At 70.3% G+C, this 14396-nt stretch carries 16 protein-coding genes; 13 read left to right on the forward strand and 3 right to left on the reverse strand.

What is annotated here, in order from left to right; all coding sequences use genetic code 11:
* The 12 genes from B4E30_RS09325 to B4E30_RS09380 form a co-directional block, all read left to right on the forward strand.
* Positions 1-346, forward strand: a 346-nt coding sequence (locus B4E30_RS09325; protein WP_286794958.1) for a Fur family transcriptional regulator, incomplete at its 5' end; no start/stop codon positions are given.
* The gene (locus tag B4E30_RS09330) at positions 333-1367 is read left to right on the forward strand and encodes a permease (RefSeq protein WP_286794960.1); all 1035 of its coding nucleotides are present in this window, start codon (positions 333-335) and stop codon (positions 1365-1367) included. The genes B4E30_RS09325 and B4E30_RS09330, both read left to right, overlap by 14 nt.
* Positions 1360-2346: a TIGR03943 family putative permease subunit gene (locus tag B4E30_RS09335; RefSeq protein WP_286794963.1), complete on the forward strand. Its 987-nt coding sequence runs from the start codon at positions 1360-1362 to the stop codon at positions 2344-2346. The genes B4E30_RS09330 and B4E30_RS09335 overlap by 8 nt, the downstream gene beginning before the upstream one ends.
* A complete protein-coding gene (locus B4E30_RS09340; protein ID WP_286794965.1) occupies positions 2336-3742 on the forward strand; it encodes a hypothetical protein in 1407 nt (468 codons plus the stop codon). The genes B4E30_RS09335 and B4E30_RS09340 overlap by 11 nt, the downstream gene beginning before the upstream one ends.
* A complete protein-coding gene (locus B4E30_RS09345) occupies positions 3739-4446 on the forward strand; it encodes a DNA-3-methyladenine glycosylase (protein ID WP_286794967.1) in 708 nt (235 codons plus the stop codon). Before B4E30_RS09340 ends, B4E30_RS09345 begins: the two co-directional genes overlap by 4 nt.
* A gap of 145 nt (positions 4447-4591) precedes the next feature.
* A complete protein-coding gene (rpmB, locus tag B4E30_RS09350) occupies positions 4592-4828 on the forward strand; it encodes a 50S ribosomal protein L28 (protein WP_071045229.1) in 237 nt (78 codons plus the stop codon).
* A complete protein-coding gene (rpmG, locus tag B4E30_RS09355) occupies positions 4828-4998 on the forward strand; it encodes a 50S ribosomal protein L33 (protein WP_013584775.1) in 171 nt (56 codons plus the stop codon). Before rpmB ends, rpmG begins: the two co-directional genes overlap by 1 nt.
* A gap of 2 nt (positions 4999-5000) precedes the next feature.
* Entirely contained in the window at positions 5001-5306 is a 306-nt protein-coding gene (gene rpsN / locus B4E30_RS09360; RefSeq protein WP_071045228.1) for a 30S ribosomal protein S14, read from the forward strand.
* Between the two features lie 271 nt (positions 5307-5577).
* Complete coding sequence (locus B4E30_RS09365) at positions 5578-6696, forward strand: alpha/beta hydrolase (protein WP_286794969.1); 1119 nt, start codon at positions 5578-5580, stop codon at positions 6694-6696.
* Between the two features lie 248 nt (positions 6697-6944).
* On the forward strand, positions 6945-7232 hold the full coding sequence (locus B4E30_RS09370) for an HU family DNA-binding protein (RefSeq protein WP_071045226.1): 288 nt from the start codon (positions 6945-6947) through the stop codon (positions 7230-7232).
* 87 nt (positions 7233-7319) lie between these two features.
* Positions 7320-9305: a cytochrome c oxidase assembly protein gene (locus B4E30_RS09375; RefSeq protein WP_286794971.1), complete on the forward strand. Its 1986-nt coding sequence runs from the start codon at positions 7320-7322 to the stop codon at positions 9303-9305.
* Positions 9302-10912 carry a DHA2 family efflux MFS transporter permease subunit gene (locus B4E30_RS09380; RefSeq protein ID WP_286716797.1) on the forward strand — a complete coding sequence of 537 codons (1611 nt, stop codon included), beginning with the start codon at positions 9302-9304 and terminating at the stop codon, positions 10910-10912. The genes B4E30_RS09375 and B4E30_RS09380 overlap by 4 nt, the downstream gene beginning before the upstream one ends.
* Before the next feature lie 2 nt (positions 10913-10914).
* Here B4E30_RS09380 and B4E30_RS09385 read toward each other — a convergent pair whose 3' ends face one another.
* Positions 10915-11901, reverse strand: a complete 987-nt coding sequence (locus B4E30_RS09385; protein ID WP_288419950.1) for a hypothetical protein — start codon at positions 11899-11901, stop codon at positions 10915-10917.
* Between the two features lie 195 nt (positions 11902-12096).
* Here B4E30_RS09385 and B4E30_RS09390 point away from each other — a divergent pair, with 195 nt between their 5' ends.
* Positions 12097-13464 carry an ATP-dependent DNA helicase gene (locus B4E30_RS09390; protein ID WP_286794973.1) on the forward strand — a complete coding sequence of 456 codons (1368 nt, stop codon included), beginning with the start codon at positions 12097-12099 and terminating at the stop codon, positions 13462-13464.
* A 1-nt stretch (position 13465) separates the two neighbouring features.
* Here B4E30_RS09390 and B4E30_RS09395 read toward each other — a convergent pair whose 3' ends face one another.
* Together B4E30_RS09395 and B4E30_RS09400 are read right to left on the reverse strand one after the other, a co-directional pair.
* A complete protein-coding gene (locus tag B4E30_RS09395) occupies positions 13466-14119 on the reverse strand; it encodes a heme oxygenase (biliverdin-producing) (RefSeq protein ID WP_286794975.1) in 654 nt (217 codons plus the stop codon).
* 60 nt (positions 14120-14179) lie between these two features.
* The coding region (locus tag B4E30_RS09400; RefSeq protein WP_349676956.1) for a DUF2470 domain-containing protein at positions 14180-14396 on the reverse strand (217 nt) is incomplete at its 5' end.

Genomic DNA, 14396 nt, shown 5'->3' on the forward strand with positions numbered 1-14396 from the left:
CAGCGCCCAGGCGCTGCACGCTCATCTCCGCGAGGAGAACACCGGAATCGGGCTGGCCACCGTCTACCGCGCACTCGCGGGCCTGGCCGCCAAGGGCGAAGCCGATTCGCTGCAGAGTCCCGACGGAGAGAACCTCTACCGTGCCTGCGAGTCGCCCGGCCATCACCATCATCTGATCTGCCGATCCTGCGGGCTGACCGTCGAGATCGCCGCGACCGACGTCGAGACGTGGGCTCACGCGACCGCCTCGCAGCACGGCTTCACCCAGGCCGAGCACGTCGTCGACATCTTCGGCCTGTGCGCCGCGTGCACGGCCGCCCAGGCGAACGAGCGTGCCGTCGACTGACACGCGCCGCCGCTCGGAGACCCTCCACGAGCCGTCCTCGACCGCCCGCGCGCTGGTGTGGGCGGGCGTCGGCGTGGCGGTCGTGCTGGCGCTGTTCGCCATCGACCTGCTGCTGCCGTCGCTCTACCCGCTTTCGCTCTCCACGCGCGCGCAAGACGGGCTGACCCTCGCGATCAGCGTGCTGATCGAGTCGCTGCCGTTCATCGCCCTGGGCGTCGTGCTCTCGATCGTGGTGCAGGTGTGGGTGCCGCCCGGCGTCATCGAGCGGTGGCTCCCGCGCGCGGCGTGGGCCCGCCGAGCCGTGCTGTCGCTGCTCGGGATGCTCATCCCCGTATGCGAGTGCGGGAATGTGCCGTTCGCGCGCGGGCTCCTGATGCGCGGGTTCAGCGTGCCCGAGACGATGACCTTCCTCATCGCGGCGCCGATCGTGAACCCGATCGTCATCATCACGACGCACGCCGCGTTCGGATTCGACGACGGCATCCTCATCGCCCGCCTGGTCGGCGGCTACCTCATCGCGAACCTCATCGGATGGCTGTACAGCCTGCACCGCGACCCCGATGGCCTGCTCACGGAGCGCTTCCGCGAGACGTGCGAACTGGTCGCGCACGAGCCGGGCGGACGCGTCCGCCGCAGTCTCGCGCAGTTCGTCGTCGAGCTGCGCGCGGTGATGCCCGCCCTCATCATCGGCTCCGCGATCGCCGGGGCGGTGCAGGTGCTCGTGCCGCGGGAGACGCTGCTGGCGATCGGATCCGACCCCGCCCTGTCGATCGTCGCGATGATCGCGCTGGCGATGGTGGTGTCGATCTGCTCCAACGTCGACTCGTTCTTCGCGCTGTCGTTCGCCTCCACCTTCACGCCGGGGTCCATCGTCGCGTTCCTGCTGGTCGGGCCGCTCGTCGACGTCAAGATGCTCGCGCTGCTGCGCACCACCTTCACCACCCGCGCCCTCGCCGGCGTGGTCGTCGTGGTTGTTCTCAGCGCGTTCGCGATCGCGACGGGGGTGAACCTCTTTGCGTGACCTCGGAGCGCTCGGCACGCGCTGGCTCGGTGTCGGACTCGCGGCGATCATCGCCGTCGTCACCGTCTCGCTCGCCCTCACCGGCGACCTCGACCTCTACATCAACCCCGACTCGTCGTGGTTCGCGGTGTCGATGGCGGTGCTCCTGCTCGCCGGGGCGGCCGCCTCGTTCGCACTCCCCTTGGGCGCCGAAGCCGAGCACGGGCACGACCACGGTCCGCCGCCGTCCGAGCCCGCCCCCGGACCGCGCCGGCGCGATCCGGAGCCGGTGCCGGACGCGAGTGCAGCACCCGAGGCCTCCGGCGTCTCGACCCTCCAGGAAGCGGACGCGCGTCCGACCTCGCGCGCGCAGGCCCGCGCGGCTCGCGAGGCCGCCGCGATCCCCCAGCCGCCCCGCGAGCACGTCACTCCCGACGAGCCGCATTCGTCCGAGGCCGATCCGCACGACGCTCGTCCCCCTGCGCACCCCCACCACGCGCATCCGCTCGCCCTCGCCGCGTCGATCACCGGCGGCGCCATCGCGTCGGGCGTCGTGCTGCTGACGCTCGTCCTTCCCGCCACCTCGCTGTCTGCCGAGATGGCCCTCGCGCGAGACGTCGGCGTCACGCCGCTGTTCGCGGGTCAGGATGCGGTGACCCTCGCCGCATCCGGCGACACCTCGACCTTCGGCATCGGCGAGTGGGCGACGGTGTTCGCGACCTCCACCTCGCCGGAGACCTTCGACGGCCAGGAGGTGACCCTCACCGGATTCGTCGCCCCGACCGACGACGGCTTCGGCCTGACCCGCCTGGTCATCACCCACTGCGTCATCGACGCGCAGCCGGCCAGCGTGCCGATCGCCTCCGGGCAGGCGGCGCCCGAGGCGGGGCAGTGGGTCGAGGTCTCCGGCACCGTGCGGGCCGCGAGCGACGGCACCCTCACGGTCGATGCAGCCGAGGTGACCGCGATCGACGAGCCCGAGGACCCGTATGAGTACTGACAGGCTCGGGGTCGCGCGTCGGCGCCCGCTCGGCTTCGCGGCCGTCTTCGCGATCGTCGTCGCGACCCTCGTGGTGCTCGCCGCCGTCGGCGCGGCCGTGAGCGTCGCCCAGGGACCGCGCGCGACCGACGTCGCGGTGGATCCCGAGGCCGCTGTGGAAGCATCCGGCACCCGCGTCATCTTCACGACCACCCAGTCGCTGCAGGAGGTCGACGCGTCGCAGGTGACGATCACGCCGGCCATCCCGTTCGCGGTGGACACCTCGGGGCGCAGCGTCGGGGTGCGGTTCACCCTGCCGCTGTGGGATGAGACCGAGTACACCGTGACGATCGACGACGTGACCGGGCTGAGGGGCGGAGCCACCTCGACCCTCACCGAAACCTTCACGACCCCCGGCATCGAACTGTTCGTGCTGCAGCGCGGCGGCGAGAACGGCGACACGGTCTTCGTCACCGACCTCGACGGCGAGCAGGCGATCCCGGTGTTCACGCACCCCGCGATCGAGGACTTCCGCATCACCGCCGACCACCTGGTGTTCTCGGTGCGGGATGAGAACGATCAGTCGCAGCTGATCGTCACCGACCACGAGGGGCAGAACGAGCGCACGCTGGCCCTGCCGGGCGAGGGCACGATCTCCGACCTGCAGGCCGCCGACCGGGGCGATCGGATCGGCTACCTCTTCACCGACGCGGCGGTCGGCACCGACGGCGCCCTCGAGAGTGCGCTGTTCACGGCATCGGTCGACGACTCCGCCGCCGAGGAGGCGCCCGTGCAGGTCGCCGTCGAGGGGAGCGACGCGCGCGTCGATTCGTGGTCGTTCGTGCCCGACACCGACAGCGTGCTGTTCGTCGGGTTCGACAGCGCCCTGACGCTCACCGGGCCGACGGGGGAGAACCCGGCCTCGTTCGGACTGGCGAACGCGATCGCCGGCATCACCCCCGGCACGTCGGAGGCCGTCATCGATCGTCCGGAAGGATGGGTGGTGCTCGACCTCTCGACCGGTGACGAGACGCCCCTGGTCGCCTCGGCCGAAGATCTCGGCACGCTCAACGACGTGGAGCCCCTTCCCGGCGGCGGCACCCTGCGCACGACGTCCTTGCGCGACGAGGGCGGACAGCCCATCGCCACGACGATCGCAACCGTCGACGACGAGGGCGAGACCGCGATCGTGATGGATGTGCCCAACGAAGACACCGTTCTCCAGACGTGCGTGTCGCCCAGCGGGCGATATGCGGCCGTGCTCATCGCCCCCGATGTCGTCTCGAACCGCTACGACGGGTATCTGCTGCCGCTGCCCGAGCGGGTCGAGACGCACACCCTCTCCCTCGCCGACAACGAGGAGATCGTGGCGCTCGCGGGGTTCGATGCGTCGTGGTGCCGGCTCCCGCCCGGATGAGCGGGGTCGGCAACGGACTGCGCCCCGCCGCGCGCGAGGACCTGCGCGCGCTCGCCGTCGACGTGGCGCCACGCCTGCTCGGCGGCGTGCTCGTGACCGACGTCGCCGAGGAGCGCGTTGCGCTGCGCATCACCGAGGTCGAGGCCTATCTCGGGCTCGGAACCGGCGACGTGCACGATCCGGGCTCGCACGCGCGGATGGGTCCCACGGCGCGGAACGCCACGATGTGGGGTGAGCCGGGGCACCTCTACGTCTACCTCAGCCACGGCATCCACTCGTGCGTCAACGTCGTAGCGGCCCCCGCCGGCGGAGCCGGCGGCATCCTGCTGCGCGCCGGCGAGATCGTCGAGGGTGAGGATGCCGCCCTCCGACGCCGCACCGCCGGTCGCGGCGTCGTGCGCCATCCGCGAGACCTCGCCCGCGGTCCGGGCCGGCTCGGCGACGCGGTGGGCCTGCGGCATCCGGTCCACGACGGGATCGACGCGATCGAGCCGGACGACCGAGCCGGCGCGCGGGCCCGCCTGTGGCTCCGCGAGGAGCCGCTCGCGGCGGTCACCCGCGGCCCGCGCGTGGGAGTGGCCGGCGTCGCCGGCACCGCGGAGTATCCGTGGCGCTTCTGGATCGAGGGGGATCCGACCGTCTCCGCCTTCCGGTGGGGGAGGGGAGCGGCCGCCCTGTCGGAGCCGACACGCCCGACGTGCTAGGATCGTTGTTTGTCTGCGCGCACTCCAGCGCGTAGTTCGCACCCCACACCATCGCTCGACCCGCAAGCGGGACGTCTTCGGCGCGGGGTGCAGACAAGGGATCTTGGGTGGAGCCGTCCGGCTTCACGGTACAGAAGGAGACACCATGGCCGCAGTGTGCCAGGTGACCGGAGCGGTTCCCGGCTTCGGTCACAACATCAGCCACTCGCACCGACGGACGAAGCGCCGCTTCGACCCGAACGTGCAGAAGAAGACCTACTACGTTCCGTCGCTCGGTCGAAAGGTCACCCTGAACGTGTCCGCCAAGGGCATCAAGGTGATCGACGCGCGCGGTATCGAGTCGGTCGTGAAGGACCTCGTCGCGAAGGGTGTGAAGCTCTAATGGCGAAGAAGGCTCAGGACGTCCGTCCGATCATCAAGCTGCGTTCGACCGCGGGCACGGGATACACCTACGTGACGCGCAAGAACCGCCGCAACAACCCCGACCGTATCGTGCTGAAGAAGTACGACCCGGTGGTCCGCAAGCACGTCGATTTCCGAGAGGAGCGCTGATCATGGCCAAGAAGAGCAAGATCGCGCGCAACAAGCAGCGCCAGGAGGTCGTCGACCGCTACGCGGCGAAGCGCCTCGAGCTGAAGAAGCAGCTCGTCGACCCGACCTCGACCGACGAGCAGCGTGAGGAGGCCCGCGTGGGCCTGCAGAAGCTGCCCCGCAACGCATCGCCGGTGCGCCTGCGCAACCGCGACGTCATCGACGGTCGCCCGCGCGGACACCTGAAGAAGTTCGGCATCTCGCGCGTGCGCTTCCGCGACATGGCACACCGTGGGGAGCTCCCCGGTGTGACGAAGTCGAGCTGGTAAGCGAGACGCGTTTCACGAAGGCCCGGATCCTCCTGGATCCGGGCCTTCGTCATCCCCGCCGGCGATCCTCGCCGGCCGTTCCTCGCTCGCCGTCTGCCCTGTCTCAGGCTGACGGCGTCTGAATGCGGCGGAAAGGCCTGAATCAGGCTTCCCGCGAGACCCCAGCCTGAGTTCGTGCACGCGGGGGAGCGGTGCCGAGCGCGTACGGTGGGTCACCCGGGCGCCTCAGGCACAGACGAGGATTCCCGTCCACCGCCTCGAGGAGGGCACGATGCCGCTGGACCCCTTCTTCGCGGAGCGCCTGCGCGTGCATCGCCGCTACCTGCTCGGCAAGGCGTGGCACCGGGTGCGCGACGCCGTGCGCGGCCTCCTGCATCCGCGAGACCCGGGTGTCCGTCCGAGACCCGGCGGCGCGCGGCCCGGTCTCGGGCGCACGCCCGGGTCTCGACCCGCGACGGCCCGCCCGGGCCGAACACCCGCGACGGCCCGGGCGAAGCACCGCCGCGCGGCCCTCGCGTGGGACCGCACCGAGCTCGAGACGGTGGGCACCCCGGGGCCGGAGCTGCGCATCACCGAACACCTCGTTCCGGTGCCGGGATTCCCCGACGTGAGGGTGCGTGTCTACCATCCGCCCCAACCCGAGCGGCCCGTGCCCGGCGTGATCGCGTTCTTCGGGGGAGCGTTCCGGATCGGCGGCATCGACTACCCGACGACGGATGCCGCCTTCCGGCGCCGCGCACACGATGCCGGCGTCGCGATCGTCGCCGTCGACTACGCGCTGGCTCCCGAGCATCGGTACCCCACGCAGGTCGAGCAGGGGTACGCGTGCCTCGAGTGGCTCATCGCACACGCCGACGAGCTCGGCATCGACGCCGAGCGGATCGGCATCGCGGGCATATCCGCGGGCGGCTCGCTCGCGGCGGCCGTCACACTGGTCAACCGGGACCGCGCGCGGCACCCGCTGCGGTTGCAGCTGCTCGAGGTGCCGGTCGTCGACCTCACCGGGCGCCATCTCGACCTGCGCGCGACGTGGGCGCTCGGCATTCCGGCGCTTATCGCCCTGCGCGAGCTGCGCTCGGTCGCCCGCACGTATCTGCCGCGTGCCACCGCGGCGCGCGAGCCGATCGCCTCGCCCATCCGTGCGGCGTCGCACCGCGGGCTGCCGCCCGCGGTCATCCTCACCGCCGAGTACGATCCGCTGCGCGGCCACGGTGACGCGTACGGCGCGGCGCTGCGACGCGACGGCGTCGCGGCGAGCGTCGTGCAGTACCGCGGCGGAACGCATGACACCGCGCTGTTCACCGGTGCGCTGCCGCTCGCGCGACGGTGGCACGACGACGTCGTGGCGGCTCTGCGTTCCCTCCACACGCTCGAACCGCCTTCACGGTGAGACACCACGAACGCCGCGAGAAACCGCGCATCGCGGTGTTTCCCGGCCCGAAAATGGTGTCTCACGCGTCACACGGGCCCCACGGAGGCCGCGACACGCCGGGTGACCCCCCTCTCGGGGCCCGAAATCCGCATGATTCCGCGGTTCGTGGGTATATTCGAGGCGGTCGTTCCGACCAAGCCGGGAGGCAGTCGCCGCTCGGTCCAAGAAACGAGAGGCGACGATCCGTCGCCTTGGAGGACACACATATGGCTGACAAGTCCATCACCAAGACCGAACTCGTCGCGAGCATCGCCAGCGCGACCGGCCAGAGCCAGTCCGCCGTCTCGAGCGTGCTCGACTCCCTCTTCGCCACCGTCTCGGAGGCCGTGGCCAAGGGCAACAAGGTCTCGATCCCCGGATGGCTGTCGTTCGAGCAGGTCGAGACCTCGGCTCGCACCGGCCGCAACCCGCAGACCGGCGAAGAGATCGCCATCCCCGCCGGCAAGCGCGTCAAGGTGACCGCCGGCTCGAAGCTGAAGGCTGCCGTCAAGTAACGACCGCGCCGAACCACACCGGAGGGGATGCCGCTGATCGGCATCCCCTCCGGTCGTTCCCCAGCGGGAACGATCTACGCTTGGGGGGTGAATCCCCGCGTGCTGCGGGCCGCCGGGCCCGTGATCCTCGTCGCGGCCGCGCTCCTGGCACTCGTCTGGGCGCTGGCCTACGGCGGCGGTGCAGCACCCCTCATCCTTGGCGACGCGGGCCCCGTGGTGCGGTGGGGGATCCCGGTCGTCAAGCTCGCGGTCAATCTCGCGGCCGCCGGCATGGTCGGCACCCTCGTCGTGGCCTTGTACGCGCTGAAGGCGGGTGAGCGCGAGTTCGACGTGGCGCTCGATGCCGCATCGGTCTCGGCCGCGGTGTTCACCGTCGCCGCCGGCGCGAACGGCTTCCTCGTCTTCCTCGACTCGTTCAACGCGCAGCTGAGCCTCGGACCCGAGTTCGGCGCCCAGCTCGGCCGTTTCCTCGTCGAGACCGAACTCGGTCGCGTGTGGCTCATCACCACCGTGCTCGGCGCCATCATCACGGTGCTCGCGTTCGCGGTGCGCTCGTGGACGCCCTCGTTCCTGCTCGCCCTCCTCGCGCTCGCCGCGCTCGTGCCCATGGGCACGCAGGGCCACTCGGGCGAGCAGGCGAACCACAACCTCGCCGTGTCGTCCCTCGTGCTGCACATCATCGGCGCCGCCGTGTGGCTCGGCGGCCTGCTGCTGATGGTGCTCATCCGGCCGATCGTTCGCGGCGAGACCATGCGTCGGGCCATGCGGCGCTACTCCACGCTCGCCCTGGTGTCGTTCATCGTCGTCGCGATCTCGGGCACGGTGCGCGCCGCGATCGGCATCGGAGACCTCGGAGGACTGCTGACCCCCTATGGCGTCATCGTGCTGGTCAAGGTCGTCGCCCTCGTGGCCATCGGCCTGCTGGGCGCGATCTACCGCAATCGCCTCATCGACCGCATGACGGATGCGACGCGCGGCGTGTTCTGGATGCTCATCGCCCTGGAACTGGCCTTCATGGGCATCGCCAGCGGCGCCGCATCCGCCCTCGCCCGCACCGCGCCGCCGACGGACAGCGGCATCCCGGAGTACGTGTCGCCGGCGTTCTACCTCACCGGCGACGAGCTGCCGGCGGAACTGCTGCCGAGCCGCTGGCTGACGGTGTGGGATATCGACGTCCTGTGGGCGTTCGCGGCCGGCTTCGGCCTGTTCTTCTACCTCGCCGGCGTGTGGCGCCTGCACCGGCGCGGCGACGCCTGGCCGATCTACCGCACCGTGATGTGGGTGTCGGGTCTGCTGCTGCTGGTGTGGGTCACATGCGGAGCCCCGAACGCCTATCAGGACTACCTGTTCAGCGTGCACATGCTCGGTCACATGCTGCTGAGCATGGGCATCCCGGTGCTGCTGGTGGCGGGAGCGCCCGTGACGCTCGCGGCACGGGCCATCCGCAAACGCGACGACGGCACGCGCGGCGGGCGCGAGTGGGTTCTGTGGATCGTGCACTCGCCGTACATGCGGGTGCTCACCAACCCCTTCGTCGCCGCCGGCCTGTTCGTGGTGTCGCTGTGGCTCTTCTACTACACCGACCTCTTCCGCTGGGCGCTGTACGACCACATCGGGCACGTGTGGATGGTCGCGCACTTCCTGCTCACCGGCTATCTCTTCGCGCTCACGCTCATCGGTGTCGACCCGGTGGCGTATCGGCTGCCGTATGCGGGGCGACTGCTGCTGCTGGTCGGTGTCATGGCGATGCACGCGTTCTTCGGCGTCGCGATGATGATGCAGACCGGTCTCATGGCCTCGGAGTGGTACGGCGCGATGGGGCGCACGTGGGGCCTCCCGCCGTTGGATGATCAGTACCTCGGCGGCGGCATCGCGTGGTCGGTGGGGGAGATCCCCACGCTCACGGTGGCGATCACGCTGGCGATCCAGTGGAGCCGCAGCGACGAGCGCATGCAGCGTCGACGCGACCGCGCCGCCGATCGCTCGGGCGATGCCGAGCTCGAGGAGTACAACGCACGTCTGGCCAAGCTCGCCGAACGCGACAAGCGCGCAGAGGAGGCCCTGCGTCGATGACCGATCACTACCGTCGGCGCTGGGTCGGCCTCGTCTTCATCAGCGTCGCGGTGTCGCTGATCATCGTCGATTCGACGATCGTCAACGTCGCCGTTCCCTCGATCGTCGAGGACCTCGGCATCTCGTCGACCGAGGTGCAGTGGGTGCAGGAGGCGTACACCCTGGTGTTCGCGTCGTTGCTGCTGCTGTTCGGCAGTCTCGCCGACCGCTTCGGACGCAAGCGCCTCATGCTCGTCGGGGTCGTCGTCTTCGCCGGTTCGTCCGTGCTGGCCGCGCTCGCGCCGACGGGCGAGCTGCTCATCCTCGCCCGCCTGGTGCAGGGCGTCGGCGGCGCCATGATCCTTCCGACGACCCTCTCGGTGATCAACGCCACCTTCCGCGGGCGCGAGCGGGGCATCGCGTTCGCGGTGTGGGGCTCGACGATCGGGGGCATGGCCGCCGTCGGGCCGCTTCTCGGCGGGTGGCTGACCACCGACTTCTCGTGGCGGTGGGCGTTCGGCATCAACATCCCGCTCGGGATCGCCGTGTTCATCGGGATCGCCGTCGCGGTGGCCGAATCGAAGGAGGCGCGCGCGAAGGGCATCGACGTGGTCGGTGCGGTGCTGTCGGTGCTGCTGTTCGGGGGACTCGTGTTCGGCCTCATCGAGGGCCGAACCTACGGCTGGTGGACCAGCGTCGAGCCCTTCACCCTCGGCGGCTTCACATGGCCGTGGACGATCTCACCGGTGCCGGTCGCCTTCGCCATCTCCGCGCTCGCACTCGTCGGCTTCCTCTCGTGGGGGATCTCGCGCGGTCGCCGCGGGCGACCATCGCTGCTGGAGTTCTCGCTGTTCCGCATCCGCTCGTTCTCGAACGGCAACATCGCCGCGCTGGTGATCGCGCTCGGCGAGTTCGGTCTCATCCTGTCGCTGCCGCTGTGGCTTCAGTTCGTGCTCGGCTTCGACGCCCTGCAGACCGGCCTGGTGCTGCTCGCGCTCGCCGTCGGTTCCTTCGTCGCCAGTGGCATCGCGGGGGCGACGAGCGGCCGCGTGGACCCGATCGTCATCGTGCGGTTCGGCATCGCCGCCGAGATCGTCGGCGTTGTGGCGGTCGCGCTCGTCATCGCACCCGACGCGGTGTGGGGGTGGCTGCTGCCGGCACTGTTCGTCTACGGGATCGGGGTGGGACTTGCGACCGCGCAGCTCACCGGCGTCATCCTGCAGGATGTTCCCGTCGACCTCTCCGGGCAGGGATCGGGCACGCAGTCGACCTCGCGCCAGGTCGGCTCGGCGCTCGGCATCGCCATCCTCGGCACGGTGCTGTTCACATCCACCGGCGGCATCCTCTCGAACAGCCTCGACGATGCGGGCGTGCCCGAAGACCAGCGCGATCAGATCGTCTCATCGGTCGTCGACAGCGCGGGTGCCGCGATCGCGGTGCTCGATGAGACCGATCCATCCGGGGTGGCTGCGGATGCCGCCAGAGCGGCGTTCTCCGACGGGACCCGCCTGTCGGCGCTCACCGCGGCCGGCTTCCTCGTCGTCGGCCTCGGTGCCACGTTCGCGCTCGGCCGCGGCCCCCGGCGCGTCGAGCCCGTCGAGACCGACGCGGCCGGCGCCAGGGCCTGAGTTCAGCCGGCGCCGACCACGATCGAGGCGGTGCCGTCGGGGAGCACGGTGATGGTGCCGGTGACGAGGAACGGCACCTCTTCGCTGACATCGCGGATGCTGCCGTCGAAGAACGACTGGATCTGCACGTCGATGCGGGCGACGGCCTCGGTCGCGGGGATCTTCCAGCTCGCTCCGTCGGGTTCGACCGTGACGGCGGGCTGCTCCGCGATCGACCAGGACGGCAGACCGACGATGCGATCGTCGACCGTGTAGCCGAACGGGCAGGCCGTCGGCTGCAGCACCTCCTGCGTGGCGCACGCCGTGAGGAAGTCCTCGACGCGATCCTGCACGACCTCGACGAACTCCTCGGTCGGCTCGGCTGCGACGGTGACCGGCACCTCCGTCAGCGGCGCGTCGCTGAGCACCGCCACCCCGGGCGTCGCCGCGATCGCGGTGTCGACGGAGACCGAATAGAGGCCGGGGGAGAACACGAGCATCGAGATCGGCGCGGTGGGGTCGGCGTCCACGCCGTCGGGCGAGACCTGCCTCTTGTCGATCTCGAACCCGTTGACCGCGAACTCCATCGAGCCCTCCACCGACAGGTCGATCACGGCGAGCGGGCTCGTGGCGAAGGCCCACGTCGGGGCGATGCCGATCCAGCCGGTGTGCTCGACCTCGAAGGAGACGGTGCCGGGAACGCCGCCGGCGTCGTATTCCGCGATGACCGTGGTGACGTCGCCGTCGGACACCTCCGACACGATCGAGACATCGCGCAGCGAGCCCATCGCCGCCGCGCGCAGGAGGGCGTCGGAGTCGGGTGTGTCGAGTCCCGCGGCCTGGAGCTCGGTGCTGTCGATCGCGACGCCGGGAACGGCGAGGGCCCCGGCGGCGTCGTTGTCGTGCAGCAGATGCAGGTAGTGACGCACGAACGCCGAGGGGCTGTAGAACTCGCGGTAGGCCAGCGTGGCAGCGACCGCGAGGCCGGCCAGCACGAGGGCCGTGATCACAGCGATGACGGTGAGGTCGCGCCCGAGCCTTCCGCCCCGCGATCGGCGCCTGGCGGGCGCGCCCGGTGCCGGAGGCGCATGCGACGCCTCCGGTGCGGCATCCGTCGCCCCCCGCTCCACGCCTCCAGTCTAGGAAAGACCGCCTGACCGACCGCCCGATGCCGTCATGCGGCGTCGCATGGCTACCATGAACCGGTGACCACGCGCGCCCTCTCCCTCGAGCAGGAGTCGCTCTTCCGTCTCATCGAGGACACCCGCGAGCACGTGTTCGTCACCGGTCGCGCCGGCACCGGAAAATCCACGCTGCTGCAGCACCTGGCGTGGAACACGTCCAAGCAGATCGCGGTCTGCGCACCGACGGGCGTTGCGGCGCTGAACGTCGAGGGTCAGACCATCCACTCGCTCTTCCGGCTGCCGATCGGTCTCATCGCCGACAGCGAGATCGACCAGTCCGATGCCACGCGCAAGATCCTCAACGCCATCGACACCCTCGTCATCGACGAGATCTCGATGGTCAACGCCGACCTCATGGATGGCATCGACCGCTCGCTGCGGCAGGCGCGCGGGCGTCGCGGTGAGCCGTTCGGCGGCGTGCAGATCGTCATGTTCGGCGACCCGTATCAGCTCGCGCCGGTGCCTCCGCGCGGCGACGAGCTGCGCTACATCCGGGACCACTACCGGTCGTTCTGGTTCTTCGACGCCAAGGTGTGGGTCGGCGAGGTCGGCGGCGACGGCATCATCGACATCGGATCGCACGGCGCGCAGCTGCACGTGCGCGAGCTCGCCGAGATCCACCGTCAGGCCGATCCGGAGTTCAAGGCGATGCTGAACGCGGTGCGCCACGGCGTCGTCACCGCCGACATCGCCAAGATCCTCAACGACACGGGCGCGCGCACGCCGCCGGACCCCACGGCCGACGAGACCCCGATCATCACGCTCGCCACGCGCAACGACATCGTGAACAACATCAACCGACGGCACCTCGATGCCCTGCCGGGACGCTCGCAGACCGCGGCGGCGGACATCAACGGCGATTTCGGGCGCGGCGACGCGTATCCGGCCGACGCCGAGCTGAAGCTCAAGATCGGTGCGCAGGTGATGTTCCTGCGGAACGACACGGCGTCGTTCGGCGAGCCGCCCCGGTGGGTCAACGGCACGATCGGCACGGTGACCCGCATCGCCGGCGAGAACGTGCGGGTCGAGGTCGACGGCGAGGAGTTCGACGTCGAACCGGCCGTGTGGGAGAGGTTCCGCTACGCCTACGATCCCGCGTCGAAGTCCCTCACACGCGAGATCGTGGCCGAGTTCACCCAGTTCCCGCTGCGGCTCGCGTGGGCGGTCACCATCCACAAGTCGCAGGGGAAGACGTACGACCGGGCCGTCATCGATCTCGGCTCGGGCGCCTTCGCGCCGGGCCAGACCTACGTCGCGCTGTCGCGGCTGACGTCGCTCGACGGGCTGTACCTGTCGCGCCCGCTGCGGCCGAGCGACATCCGGGTGGATGAGGACGTGCGGCGATTCATGCGCGAGGTGCGCTCGGCGGGTGCGGCGAGTCCGCGGTGAGTCAGGCGATCGCCGCGGCTTTGGCGCGGGCGAGGTCCTCGAACAGCTCGGTGTTGAACCGGTAGGCGACCAGCACCTCGTCGATCACGCGCTCCTTCTCGGCGTCGTCCCACGGTGCGGCGTCGAGCTGCTCGCGGTAGACGTCCTTGAAGGCGTTCGGGTCGGCGATGTCTTCGAACAGGTAGAAGCCGACGCCGTTGGTCTCGAAGCCGAATCGGCGGCACATGAGCCGCCCGATGAACTGGCCGCCGGAGAGGTCGCCCAGGTAGCGCGTGTAGTGATGCGCGACGAAGCCGCCGGCCCACGTGGTGCCCACGAGGTTGATGCGATCGACGTAGCGCTGCGTGGTCGGCAGCGGTGCGACCTTCTCGCGCCAGTCGGGTCCGATGAGGAACTCGAGGTCGGCCTCGAGAGCGGGAAGGCGCGTCAGCTTGTCGCTGATGAACACTCTCGCCACCGGGTCGTTGCGCATGCGGTCGGCGGCCGCCTCGAGCGCCTGGTAGATGAACCAGTGCTGCGCCGTGAGAGCGATGTAGTCGTCGCGGGTGCCGTCGCCGCGCACGAGGTCGGCCATGAAGCCGGCGTGCTCGCTCGAGGCATGGGCTGTGCTGGACCGCTCGCGCAGGGCGCTGGAGAAGGAGATGACCTCGCTCATGTCGCCATTGTAGGGGAAGAGTTAGGTGAACCTAACCGTCGATTTCGGGACGGGTGGGGGTCAGGCGTGCGGTCGGGGCTCCTCCCCGAGGCGACGGCACGCTTCGTCGTACAGCGCGACGACCTCGCGACGCACTTCGGGGCGCTCCGAGATCGTGCCGCCCGGCCACGGGATGCGCACCTCGGCGACCGCTCCCGCGGCGGAGGTGACCTCCCACACGCCGCCATCGCCGTCGAAGCCGGTCATCGTCGCTGCGGCGATGTCGCGCTCGGGAGCG

Source organism: Microbacterium sp. UBA3394, assembly GCF_002358725.1.
In the GTDB taxonomy this organism is placed as follows: domain Bacteria; phylum Actinomycetota; class Actinomycetes; order Actinomycetales; family Microbacteriaceae; genus Microbacterium; species Microbacterium luteum.

What these genes read in the sequence shown, in the direction of transcription:
- B4E30_RS09340 (WP_286794965.1), top strand. Translation starts at nt 2,336, where the DNA reads ATGAGTACTGACAGGCTCGGGGTCGCGCGTCGGCGCCCGCTCGGCTTC.
- B4E30_RS09345 (WP_286794967.1), top strand. Translation starts at nt 3,739, where the DNA reads ATGAGCGGGGTCGGCAACGGACTGCGCCCCGCCGCGCGCGAGGACCTG.
- rpmB (WP_071045229.1), top strand. Translation starts at nt 4,592, where the DNA reads ATGGCCGCAGTGTGCCAGGTGACCGGAGCGGTTCCCGGCTTCGGTCAC.
- rpmG (WP_013584775.1), top strand. Translation starts at nt 4,828, where the DNA reads ATGGCGAAGAAGGCTCAGGACGTCCGTCCGATCATCAAGCTGCGTTCG.
- rpsN (WP_071045228.1), top strand. Translation starts at nt 5,001, where the DNA reads ATGGCCAAGAAGAGCAAGATCGCGCGCAACAAGCAGCGCCAGGAGGTC.
- B4E30_RS09365 (WP_286794969.1), top strand. Translation starts at nt 5,578, where the DNA reads ATGCCGCTGGACCCCTTCTTCGCGGAGCGCCTGCGCGTGCATCGCCGC.
- B4E30_RS09370 (WP_071045226.1), top strand. Translation starts at nt 6,945, where the DNA reads ATGGCTGACAAGTCCATCACCAAGACCGAACTCGTCGCGAGCATCGCC.
- B4E30_RS09380 (WP_286716797.1), top strand. Translation starts at nt 9,302, where the DNA reads ATGACCGATCACTACCGTCGGCGCTGGGTCGGCCTCGTCTTCATCAGC.
- B4E30_RS09395 (WP_286794975.1), bottom strand. Translation starts at nt 14,119, where the DNA reads ATGAGCGAGGTCATCTCCTTCTCCAGCGCCCTGCGCGAGCGGTCCAGC.